This is a genomic window from Aciduricibacillus chroicocephali (assembly GCF_030762805.1).
Classification (GTDB): domain Bacteria; phylum Bacillota; class Bacilli; order Bacillales; family Amphibacillaceae; genus Aciduricibacillus; species Aciduricibacillus chroicocephali.
This window is the reverse complement of record NZ_CP129113.1, coordinates 1,079,620-1,101,014: the sequence shown is the minus strand read 5'-3', so window position 1 is coordinate 1,101,014 and position 21,395 is coordinate 1,079,620. Positions and strand designations below refer to the sequence as shown.

At 42.3% G+C, this 21,395-nt stretch carries 23 protein-coding genes and 1 other annotated feature; all 23 genes read right to left on the bottom strand.

The window, feature by feature from the left end:
- Positions 1 to 70: 70 nt before the first annotated feature.
- The 23 genes from pyrE to QR721_RS05635 all read right to left on the bottom strand — a co-directional run bounded on the left by pyrE (position 71) and on the right by QR721_RS05635 (position 21,259).
- Positions 71 to 685, bottom strand: a complete 615-nt coding sequence (pyrE, locus tag QR721_RS05745; RefSeq protein WP_431189518.1) for an orotate phosphoribosyltransferase — start codon at positions 683 to 685, stop codon at positions 71 to 73.
- A complete protein-coding gene (gene pyrF, locus QR721_RS05740) occupies positions 675 to 1,388 on the bottom strand; it encodes an orotidine-5'-phosphate decarboxylase (protein ID WP_348029498.1) in 714 nt (237 codons plus the stop codon). Before pyrF ends, pyrE begins: the two co-directional genes overlap by 11 nt.
- Positions 1,388 to 2,296 (bottom strand): dihydroorotate dehydrogenase, encoded by a 909-nt coding sequence (locus QR721_RS05735; protein WP_348029791.1) that lies wholly within the window; start codon positions 2,294 to 2,296, stop codon positions 1,388 to 1,390. Before QR721_RS05735 ends, pyrF begins: the two co-directional genes overlap by 1 nt.
- On the bottom strand, positions 2,296 to 3,054 hold the full coding sequence (locus tag QR721_RS05730; RefSeq protein WP_348029497.1) for a dihydroorotate dehydrogenase electron transfer subunit: 759 nt from the start codon (positions 3,052 to 3,054) through the stop codon (positions 2,296 to 2,298). The genes QR721_RS05735 and QR721_RS05730 overlap by 1 nt, the downstream gene beginning before the upstream one ends.
- Before the next feature lie 51 nt (positions 3,055 to 3,105).
- A complete protein-coding gene (pyrC, locus tag QR721_RS05725; protein ID WP_348029496.1) occupies positions 3,106 to 4,398 on the bottom strand; it encodes a dihydroorotase in 1,293 nt (430 codons plus the stop codon).
- On the bottom strand, positions 4,379 to 5,281 hold the full coding sequence (locus QR721_RS05720) for an aspartate carbamoyltransferase catalytic subunit (protein WP_348029495.1): 903 nt from the start codon (positions 5,279 to 5,281) through the stop codon (positions 4,379 to 4,381). Before QR721_RS05720 ends, pyrC begins: the two co-directional genes overlap by 20 nt.
- 155 nt (positions 5,282 to 5,436) lie before the next feature.
- Positions 5,437 to 5,994 carry a bifunctional pyr operon transcriptional regulator/uracil phosphoribosyltransferase PyrR gene (gene pyrR, locus QR721_RS05715; protein WP_348029494.1) on the bottom strand — a complete coding sequence of 186 codons (558 nt, stop codon included), beginning with the start codon at positions 5,992 to 5,994 and terminating at the stop codon, positions 5,437 to 5,439.
- A 191-nt stretch (positions 5,995 to 6,185) separates the two neighbouring features.
- The gene (locus QR721_RS05710; RefSeq protein ID WP_348029493.1) at positions 6,186 to 7,091 is read right to left on the bottom strand and encodes an RluA family pseudouridine synthase; all 906 of its coding nucleotides are present in this window, start codon (positions 7,089 to 7,091) and stop codon (positions 6,186 to 6,188) included.
- The gene (lspA, locus tag QR721_RS05705) at positions 7,091 to 7,558 is read right to left on the bottom strand and encodes a signal peptidase II (protein ID WP_348029492.1); all 468 of its coding nucleotides are present in this window, start codon (positions 7,556 to 7,558) and stop codon (positions 7,091 to 7,093) included. Before lspA ends, QR721_RS05710 begins: the two co-directional genes overlap by 1 nt.
- A 118-nt stretch (positions 7,559 to 7,676) precedes the next feature.
- Complete coding sequence (gene ileS, locus QR721_RS05700) at positions 7,677 to 10,424, bottom strand: isoleucine--tRNA ligase (RefSeq protein ID WP_348029491.1); 2,748 nt, start codon at positions 10,422 to 10,424, stop codon at positions 7,677 to 7,679.
- A gap of 55 nt (positions 10,425 to 10,479) precedes the next feature.
- Positions 10,480 to 10,722 (bottom strand) — a binding site (T-box leader).
- Between the two features lie 81 nt (positions 10,723 to 10,803).
- Entirely contained in the window at positions 10,804 to 11,301 is a 498-nt protein-coding gene (locus tag QR721_RS05695; RefSeq protein WP_348029490.1) for a DivIVA domain-containing protein, read from the bottom strand.
- A 95-nt stretch (positions 11,302 to 11,396) separates the two neighbouring features.
- Positions 11,397 to 12,182, bottom strand: a complete 786-nt coding sequence (locus QR721_RS05690; protein WP_348029489.1) for a YlmH family RNA-binding protein — start codon at positions 12,180 to 12,182, stop codon at positions 11,397 to 11,399.
- Positions 12,183 to 12,191: 9 nt separating this feature from the next.
- A complete protein-coding gene (locus tag QR721_RS05685; RefSeq protein ID WP_348029488.1) occupies positions 12,192 to 12,455 on the bottom strand; it encodes a YggT family protein in 264 nt (87 codons plus the stop codon).
- Positions 12,456 to 12,470: 15 nt separating this feature from the next.
- Positions 12,471 to 12,902 (bottom strand): cell division protein SepF, encoded by a 432-nt coding sequence (locus QR721_RS05680; protein WP_348029487.1) that lies wholly within the window; start codon positions 12,900 to 12,902, stop codon positions 12,471 to 12,473.
- A gap of 4 nt (positions 12,903 to 12,906) precedes the next feature.
- On the bottom strand, positions 12,907 to 13,599 hold the full coding sequence (locus tag QR721_RS05675; RefSeq protein ID WP_348029486.1) for a YggS family pyridoxal phosphate-dependent enzyme: 693 nt from the start codon (positions 13,597 to 13,599) through the stop codon (positions 12,907 to 12,909).
- 28 nt (positions 13,600 to 13,627) lie between these two features.
- Positions 13,628 to 14,440: a peptidoglycan editing factor PgeF gene (gene pgeF, locus QR721_RS05670; RefSeq protein ID WP_348029485.1), complete on the bottom strand. Its 813-nt coding sequence runs from the start codon at positions 14,438 to 14,440 to the stop codon at positions 13,628 to 13,630.
- Positions 14,441 to 14,522: 82 nt separating this feature from the next.
- Positions 14,523 to 14,756: a YlmC/YmxH family sporulation protein gene (locus tag QR721_RS05665; protein ID WP_348029484.1), complete on the bottom strand. Its 234-nt coding sequence runs from the start codon at positions 14,754 to 14,756 to the stop codon at positions 14,523 to 14,525.
- Between the two features lie 96 nt (positions 14,757 to 14,852).
- Positions 14,853 to 15,632: an RNA polymerase sporulation sigma factor SigG gene (gene sigG, locus QR721_RS05660; protein WP_348029483.1), complete on the bottom strand. Its 780-nt coding sequence runs from the start codon at positions 15,630 to 15,632 to the stop codon at positions 14,853 to 14,855.
- A gap of 96 nt (positions 15,633 to 15,728) precedes the next feature.
- On the bottom strand, positions 15,729 to 16,448 hold the full coding sequence (gene sigE / locus QR721_RS05655) for an RNA polymerase sporulation sigma factor SigE (RefSeq protein WP_348029482.1): 720 nt from the start codon (positions 16,446 to 16,448) through the stop codon (positions 15,729 to 15,731).
- Between the two features lie 31 nt (positions 16,449 to 16,479).
- The gene (gene spoIIGA, locus QR721_RS05650) at positions 16,480 to 17,400 is read right to left on the bottom strand and encodes a sigma-E processing peptidase SpoIIGA (RefSeq protein ID WP_348029481.1); all 921 of its coding nucleotides are present in this window, start codon (positions 17,398 to 17,400) and stop codon (positions 16,480 to 16,482) included.
- A gap of 227 nt (positions 17,401 to 17,627) precedes the next feature.
- Entirely contained in the window at positions 17,628 to 18,782 is a 1,155-nt protein-coding gene (ftsZ, locus tag QR721_RS05645) for a cell division protein FtsZ (RefSeq protein ID WP_348029480.1), read from the bottom strand.
- A 60-nt stretch (positions 18,783 to 18,842) separates the two neighbouring features.
- Positions 18,843 to 20,135, bottom strand: coding sequence for a cell division protein FtsA (gene ftsA / locus QR721_RS05640; RefSeq protein ID WP_348029479.1), 1,293 nt, complete (start codon positions 20,133 to 20,135; stop codon positions 18,843 to 18,845).
- A gap of 320 nt (positions 20,136 to 20,455) precedes the next feature.
- Positions 20,456 to 21,259: a cell division protein FtsQ/DivIB gene (locus tag QR721_RS05635; protein WP_348029478.1), complete on the bottom strand. Its 804-nt coding sequence runs from the start codon at positions 21,257 to 21,259 to the stop codon at positions 20,456 to 20,458.
- Between the last annotated feature and the right edge of the window lie 136 nt (positions 21,260 to 21,395).

Below are 21,395 nucleotides of genomic sequence, written 5' to 3'. Positions count from 1 at the left end.
GTATTAATAATGGGATTATTCCACTTTTTGCCTTTATATAAACAAAAAAAGAGCTGATGATTCAGCTCTTTTACAATTGACTGCGCCAGTCAAGAAGCTTTTCCTTATCAGCTGTCGTAATCTCTCCCTCATCTACAAGCAGGTCGATCAGCTGGTCAAATCCTGAGATTGTGGAGTAATCTAGACCTGCTTCAGCGAAATTGTTCTTCGCTTTGTCTAGACCGTATGTAAAGATCGCCATAACTTGAATGACCTCCACGCCCTCTGCCTGAAGTGCTTTAGCAGATTCAATGCTGGAACCACCTGTAGAAATGAGATCCTCAATTACAATCGCTTTTTGACCCGCAGAAACTGCACCTTCAATCTGATTGCCTTTTCCATGTGCTTTTGGCTTACTGCGCACATAAACCATTGGAAGATCAAGTTCTTCTGCAAGCCAAGCAGCATGTGGAATACCCGCAGTTGCACAACCGGCAATCACATCCGGCTTTACACCGAGTTCCTTAATTTTCTCTGCAAAAGCTTTTGCAATCTTACGGCGGACTGCCGGATAAGACATTGTTAGGCGGTTGTCACAATAGATTGGTGATTTTAACCCTGAAGTCCATGTGAAGTAGCCTTCTGTTTTGATTTGCACTGCTTTTATATCAAGAAGATCCTTTACAATATCATGCTTACTTGCCATCATGCCATCCTCCCAACGCTTGCTGATAGGCACGAACCGGGTTCTCTGCCTGGGTAATGCTTCTGCCGATAACTATGATGTCTGAACCGTTTTCCCTGGCAAATTTCGGTGTTGCGACACGCTTTTGATCATCTTGCTGCGATTTTACAAGACGGATTCCTGGAGTAACTGTGAGAAACTCAGGGCCACACTGATCCTTAACTTGCTTTGCTTCATGAACAGAGCATACAACACCGTCTGCTCCATTGTCTTTTGCAACTGAAGCCAGACGGATGACCTGTTCAGTCATTTCTCCCTGAATACCAACTTCATTGTTAAGTGCATTTTGATCCATTGACGTAAGAAGTGTCACAGCGACAAGCTTTGTTTCTTTTCCTGATCTTGATCCTGCAATCAGACCTTCTTTCGCCCCTGCGATCATTTCCCCACCGCCAAGTGCATGGATTGTCACCATATCAACATCAAGACGCGCTAGATTTTTCATTGCACGCATAACCGTTGTAGGGATATCATGCAATTTTAAATCAAGGAAAATCGGGTGATTGTTTTCCTTAAGTTTTTCAATTACTGAAATGCCTTCTCGGTAAAACATTTCCATGCCTACTTTTACAGGCACACCGTGAAGTTTATTATCATCCAAAAACTTTCCTGCCTCTTCCCAGTTAGGCAGATCAAGTGCGAGATACATATTATGATGGTCCATTATTGGATCCCCTTTCCAATTGTTTCCTGAACACTGTTGAACCCGTAACATTCAAGCACTTGTGGCAACTCGTCTATGATTTCTGAACATACACACGGATTTTGGAAATTAGCTGTGCCTACTGCAACAGCACTTGCCCCTGCCAATAGAAATTCCAATACATCTTCAGCTGTAGAAATGCCACCCATTCCAATAATCGGGATATTCACTTGCTGTTTCACTTCATAGATCATACGCACAGCTACCGGCTTGATTGCCGGACCCGAAAGCCCGCCAGTTTTGTTCGCAATCAACGGACGCTTGGAAGGCAAGTGAATCTGCATTCCTGTAAGCGTATTGATCATCGTAATCCCGTCGGCTCCTGCTGCTTCCACCGCTTTTGCCATCTCTCCAATATTAGATACATTTGGAGACAACTTTACATAAACTGGATGGCGGCTTGCCTTTTTCACCTGTTCCGTAATAGATGCTGCCATCATGCAATCCGTTCCAAACTGGATACCGCCTTCTTTTACGTTCGGACATGATATATTCAGCTCAAGGGCATGGACATCATCCGTATCATTGAAACTTTTTGCTACTTCAATATATTCCTCAGCTGTGCTCCCAGCAATGTTGGCCATAATCTTCGTGTCAAACTGAGCAAGAAAAGGAACTTCTTCCTGAATGATTTTGGCCACTCCCGGGTTTTGCAATCCGATAGCATTCAGCATACCGGAAGCCGTCTCGGCAACACGAGGTGTCGGATTACCGTAACGGGCATGAAGTGTCGCTGCTTTCATCGTAATACCGCCGAGCTTGGACAAATCATAAAAATTGCTGAACTCCCTGCCAAATCCGAAACAACCAGATGCCGGTAGAATTGGATTTTTCATATCTAATCCTGGAAGTTTAACTGACAAGTCGATCATAGTGCCACCTCATTTGCTTCGAAGACAGGGCCTTCCGAACAGATTTTCCTATAGCCATGTTCCTCACCTTTAAGAGGAATAACGCAAGCATAGCAGGCACCGATTCCACAACCCATTCGTTCTTCAAGTGAAATATAACCCGGCGTACCGGCAAGTTTCTCAGTAACTGCCCGCAGCATTGGAATTGGACCGACTGTATAGTAACGATCTATTTCACCAATATTGCCTATTACGTCCGTCACGAATCCCTTCGTGCCGTATGAACCATTGTCCGTCGCTATATGAACTTCACCGAATTCCTTGAAGCGCTCTTCATAGAAAACACTCTCTTTGTTTTGAAAACCGAGCACTGAAACAATCTTATGCCCCTGTGCAGCCAACTGTTTGCCAAGATAGTAGAGTGGCGGGACACCAATTCCTCCGCCAACAAGCAGAATACGAGAGCCGGCCTCATTCTCGAGACTGAACCCATTGCCTCCCGGCCCGAGAACATCAATCATCTCTCCTTCTTTACAGAAAGAAAGGGCTTTTGTACCTGAACCAATCACTTTGAAAATCGTTGTCACAGTGCAAGCATCAGGGTCAACGCTAGCAATGGAAATCGGACGTCTCAGTGTATGTCCCGGTAAACTGATATGCAAAAATTGGCCAGGCCCTGCTGCTTGGCTAACATATTTATTTTTTAACACTAATTCAAATGTATCGAGCGCAATCTCTTTATTCGAGATAATTTCCATGAATTCTTTTTTTATCATTGATAAGCACCTCAAGGTTGTATTCATTTCCGTTCATAAGACGTCTTGCAATTACTTGCCTTCTTTTTTCAAATCATAGACAATTTCACCTTCAAAAATCGTCAGAACCGGACGGCCTTTCACTTTCCAGCCATGGAATGGCGTGTTACGACCTTTTGATTTGAAATCATTTTTGTCAATTGTATATTCATTATCAAGATCCATAAGGACAAGATCAGCCACTGCGCCTTCTTCCATTTTACCATATGGCAGGTCAAATACATCAGCAGGTTTCGTTGCCATCCATTCAACAAGCTGCTTCAGGGTACATTTGCCTTCTTGGACAAAGTATGTGTACATGAGCGGGAATGCTGTTTCAAGGCCGACAATACCAAACGGAGATTCAATAAATCCTTTTGCTTTCTCCTCTTCTGCATGAGGTGCATGGTCAGTAGCGATGAAATCAATAGTACCGTCAAAAAGTCCATCAAGAATTGCCTGATGATCTTCCTTGCTTCTTAATGGCGGATTCATCTTGAAATTCGTATCATTTCGATCTACGACATCAAATTCAGTAAGCAATAGATGATGTGGTGTTACTTCTGCAGTCACTTTAATCCCAGCAGCTTTTGCATCACGAACAGCGCGAACAGATTCCTTCGTGCTAATATGGCAGACATGATAATGGCAATTCGCCTCTTCAGCTAGCAATACGTCACGAGCAATTTGAACAGATTCACTCAAACCAGGAAGTCCCGGCAAATCTAAGCGCTCAGCTACTTCACCGTCATGTACAACCCCACCATAAACGATAGAATTGTCTTCACAGTGAGCAACTACAGCTTTATTTTCTTTTGCAGCAAGTTTCATTGCTGTAAGCATGTCATGAGCGGTCTGGATACCAACACCGTCATCAGTAAATGCAAATGCTCCATTTTTTGCAAGGGCAGGAATATCAGTCAATTCACCGCCGCCTTGAAGTTCTCTTGTAATAGAGGCATATGGCAATACACGAATAGCTGCGGTTTCTTCAATTCGACGATTGACATCTTGAAGATTCTCTACAGAGTCCGGTACAGGTTTTGTATTTGGCATGGAACAGATTGTTGTAAATCCTCCACGTGCAGCAGCTTCCGTTCCAGTCTTGATTGTTTCTTTATGTTCACCGCCTGGTTCGCGCAAATGAATATGTACATCCACAAGACCTGGCAGAAGAAGATGCCCTTCACAATCAATCTTCTGATCAGCTGCTGAATCGATTCCTGCAGCAATTTCCTTGACTTTTCCATCTTCAATGAGCAGGCTTGTCTCTACAATAGCGCCATCTTCATTCAATCGTTTCGCATTATACAATAGAGTTTTCATCTATAATCCCCCATTCTTTTAATAAGGTTACCATAATTGCAGAGCGAACGTGCACGCCATTCGCCATTTGTTTGAATATTCTAGAGCGTTCACATTCAACAAGAGAAGATGCAATTTCAACATTGCGGTTAACAGGACCCGGATGCATGATGATCGCATCTTTTTTCATTCTTCTCTCACGTTCTGTTGTCAGACCATAGCATTGGTGATAATTCAGCATTGGATCAGTATATTCATTATGACGTTCATGCTGGATGCGGAGCAGCATAACTACATCACACATCTCAACAGCTTCGTCTATTGAGATGTAAGGAAGATCTAATGTAGGATCTTCAAAGCCCGGGGCAGCACTTAAATATACATTAGCTCCAAGCTTCTGCAAGGCTACTGCGTCTGAATGAGCGACACGGCTATGACGAATATCGCCTACAATAACAACATTAAGACCTTTAAAGGATCCGAATTCCTGATAAATCGTATCAAGGTCAATCATGCATTGCGTTGGATGATCCAACGTACCTGCCCCCGCATTGATGATTGGCACAGAAATACTAGAATTGAACTCATCTACCCAGTGGTCTGATGAATGCCTTATTATCAAGAGATCTGCTCCAAGCGATTCAAATGTCTTTGCTGTGTCATAAAGGGATTCGCCTTTTTGGACACTTGAGCTCTGCGGGTTAAAGTCTAGTACTTCGATACCCAATTTACGCTGGGCAATGATGAAGCTCATCAATGTTCGTGTACTTGGTTCAAAGAACAGGTTGGCCGCGAATACTTTCTTTGCTATGTGCACGTCATGTTGTCTATGTTGTTCTGCAGTTTGCAACAATTCCTGAATTTCTTCGACGCTAAGTTGGCTTGCTGAAATAAAATGTTTCATGTTGTCCTCCTTGGCAATTCCGGGATTAGAGGGAGCAAGAGGTTTTTTTGCATAAAACAAAAGCCTCCTTGCAGATGGCTGCAAAGAGGCTTTTTGTGCATGACAAAATCAATGCACATATGCCGCTGCAACCTTTTAAATCTCTCTGGACTTAATTAAAGGCCTGGCTCGTTTTTATCAAAAATGCTTACTTCATCTATTTGATCTGATTCTTCAAGCTTAACTACGACGACTTCATCTAGAGAAGTTGGGATGTTTTTTCCAACATAGTCTGCCCTGATTGGCAGCTCTCTATGACCTCTGTCAACAAGGACAGCCAGTTGAATCTGTGACGGTCTGCCCTGGTCAATAATTGCATCCATGGCGGCTCTTACAGTTCTTCCTGTATAAAGAACGTCATCAATTAAAATAACTGTTCTGCCCTCAAGGCTAATTTCGAATTCTGCCGCTTTCACTTTTGGATCGGAATCATTTCTGACATACTCCAAATCATCACGATACAGTGTAATGTCAATTTCACCTATAGGCACTTCGATGTTCTCAATTTTTAATATTTTTTCTTGGAGACGTTTGGCGAGCGGTGTTCCGCGTGTCTTAATTCCCGCCAGAAGGAGATTTTCTCCTCCTTTATTGCGTTCAAGTATTTCATGCGCAATTCGGGTCAGCGCCCGGCCAATTGCCGCGTCATCAAGCACTGTTGTTTTTTTGTACATCTAACCGCTCCTTTCTTAACTGCCCTTTATACGGACATAAGAAAACGCCCTTCTCTCCAGGTGGAAAAAAGGGCGTCACTATGCACACATGCCTCATCTCGCATGCGCAAACCGCTTCCTTCCAAGCCTCTCTGGACTTTGTTAAAGGACTTATTGAGTTGGTCCTATTATTACAGATATACTGTTTTAAGTCAAGACATTTTGTCGAGTCTTGTCAACAAATCCTGGAAGTACTGGGGTGCTTGTACGGAAAAGCGCATGAATTCTCCTGTTGAAGGATGATCAAATCCAATGTCCCTAGCATGTAAAGCTTGTCCTCCGATGTCCAATGTCTTGCGCGGCCCATACTTCGGATCTCCTGCCAAAGGATGCCCAATATAGCGCATATGGACCCGAATCTGATGTGTTCTTCCTGTCTCCAAACGACATTCAACATACGTGAAATTTTCAAAGCGTTCCAGAACGTGGAAATGTGTGACAGCAGGCTTACCTCCCTGCACTACTCCCATGCGTTGTCTGTCTTTAGGATCTCTAGCGATAGGTGCATCAATAAGACCCGTTTCATGTTCGATAATACCATGAACGATTGCTTCATATTTACGTTCAATCGTTTTCTCCGACAACTGTTCAGCAAGACTGGCATGTGCTTTATCATTCTTAGCAACAACGAGAAGTCCGCTCGTATCCTTATCAATTCTGTGAACAATGCCAGGGCGTTCCACACCATTAATGCCGGAAAGGTCTTTACAGTGGTAAAGAAGTGCATTCACCAGCGTACCTGAACGATGACCTGCCGATGGATGGACCACCATTCCTCTTGGTTTATTGACGACAAGAACATCGCGATCTTCATATATGATATCAAGTGGTATATCTTCTGCTTCAAGCTCAAGTGGAACCGCTGCCGGCTCGCTCCACTTGATTTCATCTCCTTCCTGGCATTTATAATTCGTTTTCACCGATTTTTCATTAACAGTAACATGTCCACTCTCAATCCAATTCTGGAGTTGGGAACGAGACTGCTCAGGGTTCAGGGCTGCAAGCAGCTTGTCAATACGTGTCTTTGCATCTTCTGCCTTGATTACATAGTTGTTCATTAGGATGCCTTCCCTTTCTTTCTCTCTTCAATAAAAGATACGATCAGCAACATGACAATTCCAATCACAAGAGCTGAATCCGCAATATTGAAAATTGGATAATGATAACCAAAAATATTAAAATCAAAAAAATCAACAACTTCTTTTCTCGTTGCCCGGTCGATAAAATTACCGATCGCCCCACCAAGTATGAGTGCTAAAGATACCGAAAGAGGCCGGTTGCCCTTTGCATGCTTTTGCATATAATAGACGATTCCAGCGACAACAACAATTGTGACTACATAGAAAAAGAACATTTTGCCTTCAAGTATTCCCCATGCAGCTCCCCTGTTCCTATGGGAAGTCAGATGGAAAAAGCCATCAATTACCGGTATTGATTCATACAGATCCATCTTTTTTACAATCAACCATTTTGTCCACTGGTCTAATCCAATGACAAGAATGGCGAGCAAATAATATATGTACATGTTTTCCTCCGCTTCATGTTTACCTAATCAGGCCTTTTGCCTCTTATATTTTAGCATATCACAGCACTTTATCCATCTAAAAAACCGCCTGTCTTCATTGACAGGCGGTTTTTTGAAATTAGCTGTTGTAACTTTCTTCAATGATTGTTGCACAGCGTTCACAAAGTTCAGGATGCTTATCGTGATTTCCGACTGTTTCGGAAACAACCCAGCAACGTTCACAGCGTTCACCTTCATGTTTCTCAACAGCTACATTTACATAGCGATACACTTTAGCTGTTGGTTCCTTATCGGCAACGACTGCTTCTGAAACGATGCAAAGCTGATTCAGATGCGGAATTTGAGCAAGCATTTCCTTCACTTCATCATCTTGCGGCACAATTGTTACTTTTGCCTCGAGTGATTTTCCGATTACTTTCTCGTTTCGCGCTTCTTCAAGAGCTTTCAGGATGTCATCGCGGACTTTCATAAACAGATCCCACTTAGCGACATCTACATTGTTCAATGAGCGCGGCTGTGGCATGTCTGTAAGCATAATGCTTTCCTCTTCTGCACCAGGCACATGCTCCCAAACCTCTTCAGCAGTATGAGGAATGATAGGTGCTAGCAGTTTGACAAGGCTTGTAACGATTTCATAGTAGCTCGTCTGTAAGCTGCGGCGGCGAATGTTGTCAGCTGATTCGATATAAAGGATATCTTTTGCAAAATCCAAATAGAATGAGCTGAGTTCGACTGAACAGAAGTTGTGGATCAGCTGGAAGACATTTGAGAAATCGTATCCTTCATAGCTCTCATGCACTTCTTTAGTCAAGTCCTGCAAACGGTGAAGCATGAAACGATCCACTTCTTCAAGCTGGTCATCATCAACACGATTCACTTTCGGATCATAGTCAAACAGGTTACCAAGCATGAAGCGGAATGTATTACGGATTTTACGGTAAGCTTCTGAAACCTGTTTCAAAATGTCATCGGAAATACGGACATCGGACTGATAATCTACAGAAGATACCCAAAGACGAAGAATATCCGCTCCAAGCTGCTTCTGTACTTTTGAAGGAACGATGACATTACCAAGTGATTTACTCATCTTGCGGCCATCGCCATCAAGGACAAATCCATGACTGAGTACTGTCTTGTATGGTGATTCGCCAGTGATTGCAACCGCTGTTGAAAGCGATGAGTTAAACCAGCCGCGATACTGGTCACTGCCTTCAAGGTAAAGGTCTGCAGGACGGCGCAAATTATCACGCTCATGAAGGACCGCTTCATGAGAAGAGCCAGAATCGAACCAAACGTCCATGATGTCTGTTTCCTTCGTGAACTCGCCATTCGGGCTGTACTCAGAAGTATAACCTTCCGGAAGGAGATCCTTTGCATCCCATTCGAACCAAATATTAGATCCATGTTCCTTGAACAGCTTGGAAATATGAGTGATTGTTTCATCTGTGATGATTGGCGTACCGTCTTCACCATAGAAGACAGGAATTGGAACACCCCATGTACGTTGACGTGAAATACACCAGTCTTCACGGTCACGGACCATGTTGTAAAGACGCGTCTCACCCCAATGTGGATACCAGTGTACTTTTTTGATTTCGGAAAGGATATCCAGACGGAAATCTTTAATAGATGCGAACCACTGTGCAGTTGCACGGAAAATTGTCGGCTTCTTTGTTCTCCAGTCATGCGGATAAGAGTGTGTGATGAATTTAAGCTTCAACAATGCGCCAACTTCATCAAGTTTTTCGGTAATGACTTTATTCGCCTCATCGTAATACATGCCTTCAAAACCAGGAGCTTCATTTGTAAAGTAACCTTTATCATCAACTGGACAAAGTGCTTCAATTCCGTATTTGCGGCTTACATAGAAGTCATCTTCACCATGCCCTGGAGCCGTATGAACACAACCCGTACCGGCTTCGATTGTTACGTGTTCACCGAGCATGACGATTGAATCACGATCATAGAATGGATGCTTTGCTACAACTCGTTCGGCCTCTTCACCTTTGAACGTCTTGACAATTTCATAATCGGACCAGTCAAGTTCTTCAGCTACTGCTTCAATCAAATCCTTGGCTACAATGTATTTCTCTCCATTTACAGCTACAACAGCATAGCTCAAGTTCGGATGAATACTAATACCGAGGTTGGCAGGCATTGTCCAAGGCGTTGTTGTCCAGATGATGAACTTCTCGCCGCCTTCAAGAACATCTTTACCGTCTGTCACTTCAAGAGTCACATAGATGGATGGTGATTTTTTGTCATGATATTCAATCTCAGCTTCAGCAAGTGCTGATTCAGAAGAAGGTGACCAATAGACCGGCTTCAATCCTTTGTAGATGTAACCTTTTTTCACCATTTCACCGAACACACGAATTTGTGCAGATTCATATTCTTTCGTCAATGTAATATAAGGATTTTCCCAGTCACCAAGAACACCTAGGCCTTTGAATTGTTCACGCTGTCCATCAACTTGTTGCAATGCATATTCAGCACATTTCTGTCTGAATTCAGCAATGCTCAGCTTCTTGCGGTCAACCTTTTTCTTCGCAAGTGCCGTTTCAATCGGAAGCCCGTGTGTATCCCATCCTGGAACGTACGGAGCATGATATCCGGACATAGACTTATATCGTGTTATGAAATCCTTCAAAACTTTATTAAGTGCATGACCTATATGGATGTCACCATTGGCATATGGAGGGCCGTCATGAAGAATGAAAAGAGGACGCCCTTTCGTTCTTTCCTGTACTTTCTCATACAGATGGTTCTCATACCAATCTGCTTGTCTCTGCGGTTCTTTGTTTGGCAAGTTGCCGCGCATTGGGAAGTCCGTTTGCGGCATAAGAAGTGTGTCTTTGTAGTCCATTAATTCCTGCCTCCAATTTTAATTTTTTATAAATAATAAAAAGTCTCCGCATCCCAAAAGGGACGAGAAGACTCGCAAAACCACCCTCATTAAAAAAGACGCATGTCTCTTTAAGATGCATTCATAACGGGAATGTGCCGTTCAATCCTACTTGGGACCGCTACCTACCTCAATAGCAATCCTTTTCGAATGAATGCTCAAGAGTGATATTCAAAAGGAAAGCTGTACCGGACTTTCACCATTCTCCGGCTCGCTAATGCAGCTTAATCCTTCCTACTGTCTCTATCATCGCTTTTCATATTCAACTCGGGATCCGTGCCACGCACAGCCGAAAATCGTCATTTGTTTCTAAAGATTATATGTAATTTGAAGTCCTGCGTCAAGAGTTGACTTTCGCTTCGTCTTCAGTATCTTCATCAGCAAGCACAGTGTCCCAATCGTCAGTACGAATCATTTCCAACTGAGCTTCAACAAGCATCTTCAGACGTGTACGGAATACTTTTGCCTGTTTGCGCATTTCTTCTGTATCAAGGGAAATGCTGCGGGATCTAGTAAGTGCTTCATTGATGATACGATCAGCATTCTTTTCTGCTTCTTTGATAATGAGCTTTGCTTCTTTCTGGGCATTGCTCTTCACATCTTCTGCAGTTTCCTGTGCTACGAGAATAGATTTGTTCAAAGTCTCTTCGATATTTGTAAAGTGGCCAAGTCTTTCTTGGAGCTCCCTCGCTTCTTCCTGAAGCTCGTTGCGCTCCCGAAGAATGGCCTCATAATCTTTGATGATCCGATCGAGGAATTCATTGACCTCATCCTCATCATATCCTTTAAAGCGTCTTGAAAATTCTTTGTTATGAATGTCAAGCGGCGTTAATGGCATTAAAGCCACCTCCTTTGCATTTGATTATATCTTATTGCGTTTATGATTTCATTACCTTTTTCGTCATTATCCAACAAGAACGAGCATAAGAGTACTCAAGATGGCATGAGACGGGCACATGTAATGCGTATTTTATCCTTCTTTGTAGTCCCTTTTATCGCAATAATTTTGCTTCTTCCTTCTCCTCTCAAGGAAATCATATCCTCTTCCTGTAATTGGAATTTACTGTCCTCAATCAGTCTGTAGTTTACTTTTACCAAACCTTTTGCAATCGCCTCTTGCGCTACTTTCCGTGAAAGATTGTAAATTTCTCCAATGACAGCATCAAGGCGCAATGACGAAACTGTTTTAGCGGATTCATCCCAATGTGCAGGTGTAAGGCGGAAAGTTTCATGGGAGACTTCAGTAAGCTTTATTTTTGCATGCTTAATGGATACAAGATTCGCCTGAACATATGAAGCAATTTCCGAACCAACTGCAATTTGGATTAGACCCTCTTCTACAATCATGTCTCCAAGCTTCTTTCGGTCGATGCCGAGTGACATAAAAGCACCTAGACAATCACGATGTTCTAGTTGAACGAATTTTTCCGGATATTTCGCCTCAAGTACGACAATTTGAAAATCATCTGGTACTGGTTCTTCATAGAAAGGGGCGATGATGGCACGTTTGCGTTCTGAATTCTCATTTGCACCGTAAAATTCAAGACGAATCGTATCGTTGCCCAAACCGACGAGCGAGCGAAGAATGTCCTGCTCGCGCGGATCAAGAAAATCAGTCAATTTGGATTCATATACAAGCTCTACATGGCTGATCCAGGAGAGGGCCTGATCAATAAAAGGGTGCTCGTCTTTTCTAAAGTGCTGATAGAGTCCCGACATTTTAAAGACCTAACCTAACATGAAGTAGAGCTGCTGCAGCCCCATTTGCGCCAGATTTAGAACAATAATTGCAACGAATGCAGAGAAATCAATCATTCCAATCGGTGGAATGATCTTTCTAAACGGTTCCAGAAATGGTTCACAAATCCTTGCAAGGAAATGGCCGAATGCTGAATCTCGCGCCCCTGGGAACCAAGACAAAAGAATATATACGATAATCGCGTAACTGTAAAGCCTTAAAGCCGTGCCTAATACATTAATCAGCATGTCCATCAAAGGTACCTCTCTTTACCTGAATTGCTCTTCGTCGTTAAATATTTCCGAAACAGCACCTGATACATCCACATTATCGGGAGTACATAGGAATGTTTTTGGTCCAAGTTTCTGAATACTGCCATTAAGGGCATATACAGTGCCGCTTAAAAAATCAATGAAGCTTTTGGCAATTTCAGAATTCAACATTTGAAAATTGATAATGACCGCACGGCGATTAATCAAGTTATCGGCTATATCTTTCGCTTCATTGAAAGAACGCGGTTCACAAATGACAAGCTTAGCGTTTGACTGTTGCAGCGCTTTCAGACTAACAACCTTATCCGATTTTTCTTTTTGAACAGGGTAAGGAGACGGCTCCTTTACAGGTTCTTCCACTTCTTCTTCGATGTACTCGTACTCATCGTCCATTGTGAAAAATGACTTGATTTTATTTTTGAAGCTCATATTTTCACCTCTTCAGTTCCGCTCCGACAAGTTTAGTGCCGATACGGATATGTGTGGCTCCTTCTTCAATTGCAATCTTATAATCATTGCTCATTCCCATTGAGAGGAACATGCAAGGAGCATGAGATAGATGACGATTGCTAATTTCATCGCGTAATTCTTTTAATTTACGGAAATAATTTCTGAGTTCAGTTTCGTCCTCAATATTAGGAGCCATTGTCATCAATCCGGCCACTCTTATATTAGGGTAGTCTACCAGCTTATCTATAAACTCAGATACCTCTGAAGGTTCCAGCCCATGCTTGGACTCTTCACCACTTGTATTCACCTGGACAAAACAGTCAATGACCCGGCTAGCACGTTTATTAATTTCTTTAGCGAGTGACATTCGGTCAAGCGAGTGAATGTAATCAACAACATCGATAATTTCCTTCACTTTGCGAGATTGCAATGTACCAATGAAGTGCCATGTTGCTTCGTCGCCAATCGCATTTTTTTTCTCAAGGAGACCTTCCGGACGGTTTTCTCCGAGATCCTTGATGCCATTTTCTACAGCTTCTTTTGCTCTTTCAATTGTAACATATTTTGTTACGGCGATAAGCTTAACCTCTTCCGGGCTGCGGCCGGATTTCTCACATGCCTCCCGAATGTCCTGTTCAATTCCATGCAAATTATTCGAGACGTCTACTTTGATCATTTGATTTTACCCCTTCTTAGTATATTGTTCATTTAAAACCGATAAAACCTAACATTCTGCCCGTATTGCCCTGATCCCTTCGATATGAATAGAAATCATCTTCATCTGCAAATGTGCATCTTTCAGTTACTTCAATCTGCTCATCTTTAACGCCCGCTTCCAAGAGCAGCGAATGATTAAGTTTTCTAAGGTCCAGAAGAAAACGCTCCTCTGCCAAGTGCTTCACAACTAAAGGTCTAAACTTCTCGGGAATCTGCTCAATGACCCGGTTATCTACTTCATAATTGTCACCAGAAATACAGGGACCGATTGCCACACGCAGATCTTGTAACTCTGAACCCATGGCAAGAAGGCGCTCAATCATTTTTCCGGCCATTCCGCCGACTGTTCCTCGCCAGCCAGCATGTGCGATTCCTGCTATCTGTTTCTTCACATCAAGGAAAAAAAGCGGGACACAATCTGCAAAAAATGCAGCACATAAAATTCCAGACTGATCAATAACGAGACCGTCGACTCCTTTTATTGCTGTGTTCAGATCCATCGTGCCCCTTCCGCATTCTTCTTTTCCTGCAACAGCAATCTCAGTTCCATGAATCTGTTCTGCAAGTACCCAGTCTGTTAGCGGAAAATCAAGCCTTTCAGCTAGCAGCTCCCTGTTCTTTATGACGTTTTCTTTCTTATCATTTGTATGAAGTCCAAAATTGAAACTGTTAAATGGCTTTCCACTTACACCTTCTGCTCGTCTCGTAAAACCGGCAACAAGTCCCGCCATCTCATTTTGCCAAAAATCTATAAATAATATGGAAGGTTCAGCCTGGTCTTTCACGAAAGGCTCTGTCATCATCATCCGCCTCCTGGTTATTCTCCCTTCATCTTACCATTTTGAACAAAAATTCTCCATGTTTTAACTGCAGGTGCATAGGTCAGCTTTCAGTTTTAACGAGAATGACATCGGAGCCAATTTTAAGAATATGTTCCCATTGAATAAGCCTCTCCTCCTGCTTTTTAAAAAAACCTCCTCCAGACTGCTCTGCAACGACAAGTGCAGTGATTTGTCCTCTATCTGCATCAATTTCTAAATCCAGAACATTACCAAGCCTGCTTCCATCTTCTACTGCAATAATTTCCAGCGCCTGCATTTCGGATAGTGTTATCATAGAAATCCTCCCTTTCTTTTTAAATATATATGCTCAGTTTGCGTCATTACATCTGCCATTACAGCAAAAAAAGAGTCTGCCATTACGGCAAACTCTTTATTCGAACATTTCTTTGTTCATTTGCTTGATTGCAGCCTTCTCGAGACGGGATACTTGAGCCTGTGAAATTCCAATCTCCTCCGCTACTTCCATTTGGGTTTTTCCTTGAAAAAAGCGTTTAGTTAGAATGAGCTTCTCCCTGTCATTCAATTGGCGCATCCCTTCTTTCAAGGATAAATAATCATCCCAGGAATGCTCGTCATCCTTATCATCGCTAATCTGGTCCATTACAAAGATTGGGTCACCGCCATCATTGTAAATCGGTTCAAAAAGCGAAACAGGATCCTGTATTGCATCAAGTGCAAAGACGATATCAGAGTGCGGAATCTCCATCTCTTTCGCAATTTCCATCGTTGTCGGTTCCTTGGACGTTCTATTAATCAAGTCTTCCCTTACTTGTAAAGCTTTGTAGGCAATGTCTCTCAAGGACCTCGAAACACGTATCGGGTTGTTGTCTCTTAAGTATCTGCGTATCTCACCAATGATCATCGGCACAGCATATGTTGAAAAACGGACATTGTGCTTCAAGTCAAAATTATCAATCGACTTCATCAGCCCGATGCAGCCGACTTGAAACAGATCGTCGACATATTCTCCACGGTTATTGAAACGTTTGATGACACTTAGCACTAGTCGCAAATTGCCATTCACCAGTTTTTCTCTTGCAGACAGTTCGCCTGACTGCAATTTAACGAATAGTTCTTTCATTTCCTCGTTCTTCAAAACAGGCAGCTTAGATGTATCGACGCCGCATATTTCAACCTTATGTCTCATCATAATGAATTTCCTCCCAGTTGACGATGCTGTTCATGGACAGTATCTCCGGGAGGAAATTGTTTTATGCAAATACATTTTTTACTTGGTATTTACAATTCAGACCATTTTATTGAAAGCTTTTTGTAGTCGCCTGATAATTTTTTTCTCCAGCCGTGATATATATGACTGTGAAATTCCAAGCATGTCGGCTACGTCTTTTTGTGTCTTCTCTTCTTCTCCTGCAAGTCCGAAGCGGAGCTCCATAATTTGCTTTTCGCGATCTGTCAGTTGCGACAAGGCATCTTTTAAAAGATCTTTGTCCACACTGGATTCAAGATCTTTTGTAATGATGTCACTATCCGTTCCAAGAACATCAGAAAGAAGCAATTCATTGCCGTCCCAATCGACATTAAGAGGTTCGTCAAAAGAAATTTCGGATCTTAATTTATTATTGCGGCGGAGATACATTAGAATCTCATTTTCAATACACCTTGATGCATATGTTGCAAGCTTAATTTTCTTATCTAATTTAAATGTGTTAACCGCTTTAATCAGTCCAATTGTACCAATACTAATCAAGTCTTCAATGTTAATTCCGGTATTTTCAAACTTCCTGGCAATGTAGACGACAAGCCTTAAATTACGTTCAATTAACGTGGAACGTGCTCTCTCGTCTCCTTCAGCAAGCTGTGCCAGCACAACCTGCTCTTCGTCTTTATCAAGCGGCGGGGGTAATGCCTCTTTCCCGCCAATATAGTAAATTTCTTTTGGTTTAAAACCGAGTCTTATTTTAAGCTTTATGAACCACGTCTGAAAACGGAGTATCCACTTTTTCAATTAATACGCTCTCCCTTCTATAATAAAAAATCTACGCAGAATATACTAAAGACTGCTGAATTAGTTGCGGGTGCAATAAACAATGATAAGTTTTATCTGCAGTCATGTTGCCAAATTGTATGCCAATGAGTACTTTGTCCACATGAATGAACTTGTCCTCGTACATAATTTCAATAAAATCAGGACGTAAAGCACACATGAATGAAGTAGAGCCATCGACCCCCTGGTATGGAATAAGCTGTACCAAATGTTGGAGACGCAATGGGATACGTGCAGGATCCATCTTCTCGCTCGCTGCTTTAAGTTCCAGCATTTCTTCACTCCTTAGCCAAGTGTTCATTAAAGACGCATCCCCTATGACAACCGGCTTTTTCGTGAGCGGACAGCTAAGTTGGTTTCCGCTGTCTATATAACCTGGAACTGTCTTGTCTTTACCATCAATTTGAATCCGAACGGGATGAATCTCATCATATCGGAGCTTTTCTGACGCATGCTCGTCCATTCTCCTTTTGGAAAAAAGCAATACGATTGGAAAACCTACAAGGATAAATAGCCAGCTGACCGGATCGCCATAACCGCTGTTCATCGTCATGACCCCACCAGAATGTATGGCGAATGGCTGGTTGAGCATAAAATGAAGACCAGTTAAACCGCCTCCAACAGCAAAAGTTAAAAAATAAAATAGAAGCAACTGTTTGCCGCTGCGCCTAAAACTTTTAAATTTAAAAGTAGTTAATATAATGAGGACTGAAAAAAGAATCTTGCCAGGTACTGTAGTCAGGATCATTTCAGGATAAAAGATTGTTAGCGGTACAATCAATGAAGCGACGACTGCACCTAAGAACATTCTAGGATGTACAGTTTCATCTCTGGTAAGCGCTTTCACCAGTAAAAGTAGCATCCAATCAAGCAGCAAATTCAGAAGCCAGACTGCATCCAGGTATATTTGCACTTAATCATTCCTTTCCCAACCAAAGCTGTGCGCCAGCTGCTGAATCAATTATAGCCAAGCCTATAGGCAAAGTCTGTCAGTTTATGTATTGAAAGCAGGGCTAATTTACACTACTTTGCAAAGGTCTTGTCGAGACTTATATAAATCCGATAGCAAAATAAATAGAAGTGAATAGCAAAAAATCAGGCGGCCGCAATTATAGATGCGGCCGCCTGATGCGGTATGCTTTATCTTCTTCTATTTCGATTTCTTAGGAATGTTGGAATATCAAGCATATCGTCTTCTTTAGGTGCAGTACGCTGGTTATGAAGCGGCTGCTGTTGCTGTGGTTCACGTTCACGCACTGGTTCATCCATCATACGTGGAGCTTGCTGTTGCTGATGATTGATTGCCGGGCGCTGCTTGATCGGATTCGGCTGTTGCTGAATCGTTTCATCAAAGCCTGTGGCAATTACGGTAACAACAATTTCATCTTTTAGATTCTCGTTGATGACAGAACCGAAGATAACATTTACTTCATTGTCTGCTGCAGAAGTTACGAGATCTGCTGCTTCCTGTACTTCATAAAGGCTCAAGTTCGTTCCGCCTGTAATATTCATCAAAATGCCATGTGCTCCATCAATAGATGTTTCAAGGAGCGGAGAGGAAATTGCCTTTTTGGCAGCTTCAGTAGCACGGTTTTCCCCTGTTGCGACACCAATTCCCATTAATGCAGACCCCTTGTCGAACATGATCGTTTTGACATCCGCGAAGTCTACATTAATCAACCCTGGTTTTGCAATCAGGTCGGAGATACCTTGTACACCTTGACGAAGTACGTTGTCCGCCTCACGGAAAGCTTCCAACATCGGCGTATTTTTATCAACAATTTCAAGCAATCGGTCGTTCGGAATAACGATTAGCGTGTCAACCGCGCTCTTTAATGATTCGATTCCACCAATCGCCTGAGTTGCACGTCTTCTTCCTTCAAAAGAAAATGGCCGTGTCACAACACCTACAGTTAGAGCGCCAAGATCTTTGGCAATTTGAGCAATGATTGGTGCAGCACCGGTACCAGTACCTCCACCCATGCCGGCAGTAACAAAAATCATATCTGCTCCCTGCAGGACTTCTTCCAACTGTTCTTTGCTTTCTTCTGCTGCTTTTTTACCTACTTCAGGATTGGCTCCGGCACCAAGACCGCGTGTCAACTTGCCGCCAATCTGCAATTTCACTTCAGCTTTTGATAGATTCAAAGCCTGGGAGTCTGTGTTGACTGCAATAAACTCAACACCTTCTACTCCATGCTCAATCATTCGGTTTACGGCATTATTCCCGCCGCCGCCGACACCGATTACTTTGATCGTTGCAAGCTGGTCCATATTTGTATCAAACTCTAACATATTGTGCTCCTCCTAATATGCAAAATCACATTGCGAAACGGGAGATCCGTCATTTGCAGATCAATCAAAGAAATATTTGAACATGCTCGCAAACTTGGATTCTTTTTTCCTAGCCGGTTTCTTTTCGGCAGTTGTTTTTTGCTGTTTTTGTTGAACTCGTGTTTGTTGCGGCTCTTCCTGAATCTGTTCGCCGCCTAAAGAAGGATTAAGATCCTTACCTTGGATTTTCGCATTATGGTAGGCAAATTGCAAGATTCCAATGCTTGCTGCAAATTGCGGTTCACGTACTCCAATATAGTCAGGAATGGCGATTCTTACATTCGTTCTGAAAATATCCTGAGCGAGTTCAAGAACTCCTGGCATTTTCATTGTACCGCCTGTGAGTACGATTCCCCCAGAAAGTGAATGTTTGCCCATCTTGCGGATTTCCTGTTCAGCAAGTAGGAAGATTTCTTCCATTCTGGCTTCTATCATATCAGACAGCTGCAACTGATTGCATGTTTCTTTTTCATTACTTCCAATCAATTTCACTTCGAATGTCTCTTCTTCTCTCGCTGAATTATAGAAAGCATGTCCATAATTAAGTTTAATCTCTTCCGCTTCCTCAGTAGAAGTCTTGAGACCGATAGAAAGGTCCTTTGTAATTGTACTTCCGCCTAACGGAATGACACTCGTCATAGCAAGATGTCCGTTTTCGAAAACAGACACAGTAGTGCAGCCTCCACCGATATCGATAAGCGCAACACCAAGCTCCCGCTCATCTCTTGATAGAGCTACAGTACCAGCAGCAAGCGGCTGCAAACATATATCAGTTACTTGCAATCCAGCTCGTTCTACACATTTCAGATTGTTATGTAAGATTGTCCGCGGACAAGTGATGATTGTGCCTTCCATTTCTAGACGTACACCTGTTATACCACGTGGATCCGTAATTTCATCCTGCTGGTCAACAATGAACTGCTTAGGGATCACATCAATGATTTCCCGTTCTGGCGGGACGGAAATGACACGAGCACCTTCAATAACCCGTGTTACATCCTCATCATCAATCTCTCTATTCTCGCTTTGAACTGCTACTACACCGTGGCATGGAAGAAGCTGTATATGGTTCCCGTTAATACCGACAACCACACTTTCAATCTGCATGCCAACCATTCTTTCCGCCTGTTCGACTGCATTGCGAATCGAATGGACAGTCTGATCTATATCAACAATGGCTCCTTTGCGCATTCCGTTTGATGCAGCCGTGCCGACACCGATAATATTCAGTGAGTCATCAAATACTTCTCCGACAATCACTTTAATTTGGGCTGTTCCAATGTCCAGTCCAACGAGTATTTCACTGTTTTTCAATGATGGCACCTCCTGTTTCCGTCATTTTCATAATTTCAATATTGTCAAGTTTCATTTTCAAATGTTATCTCATAGTCTATTATTTTAGCATTTTCCGAGGCACAGCGCACGCCTGAAACAGAATGGTCATATAAAAAATTCATTCAGAACAAAAAAGGCAAACGTATGTGCTTGAATTTGTGAATTTCTGCAAGATTTCCGCTAAAAAATATATACAGAATTACATTTCAACAAAAATGTCCCAGAGTCCTTTATTTTCTCAAAAGAATAGCCGAATTTCCTTTTTACGAGTCCGGAAGGCTTCTTCTTATATGAAAATCCTACTGAATCGGTTCTTCTGTGCTATTATTCTGGTCTTTTTTTTCGTCATGCGGGGATTCTATTTTTTCGAAATAAGCACCGACACCTATATGCACAATGCCTTTTGTCCCTTTTTTGATTTGGGAAGCAATTGATGGATATACTTCCATTTTTTTTGCGAAATCATGAATTGCCGCTTTGACAATAAGCCCATCATTCATAAACAATTCAAGCTTCTCATTTTTGTCACTTTGATTATTAAAGTGGACTTCTGAAATCAGCTTGCGAATGCCCGGATTGAGCTTTTCCAACTCCGCCGCCATTTCCTCCAATTGCTTGGAATTTTTAAATCCATATAAGACAGGGGCGTCTCCGGGAATAGACTTTGTCCGGAATTTATCAACAGTCTTGCCACTTGCAAATAAGGGTTCATAGCCTTTATTTTTAATGATATAGGCAATTCGTGTATATTCCTTGACACTGATAGAGACAGTATTAGGAAAATCTCTCGAAACAGTCGCCTGTTTTATAAGTGGATTCTTCTCAAGCTTCTGTTGCAGTTCCTCTTTATGAACTGACCAGATATTCGTTTTCCTGCTGATGCCAGTCAGCTTCTTTACTTCACTGTCTGACAGCAGAGCATTCCCCTTCACGTGGACAGTATGTACGCGGCTCAGTGGAGATTGGATATAGATTACAAAAAAGATTAAAAGGAAAAAGATTGACAAATAGGTGATGAGCCTGCGATTCTGTTTCTTTTTTCTAGCATCTTTGAACTTCGGTATGTGTTCTTCAATAGACAGGATATTTTTCCTTCTTTGCATGCCTCTCGTCCTTTTTTCGTAATCAGCACAAAAACGGCATTCCTTGGAAAGCCGTTTTGCCGTGAACATATTGAATTATATCACAAAATAACGTCAACTGTTATTCTCATCCTACCCATATGACCGGAAAATTAAG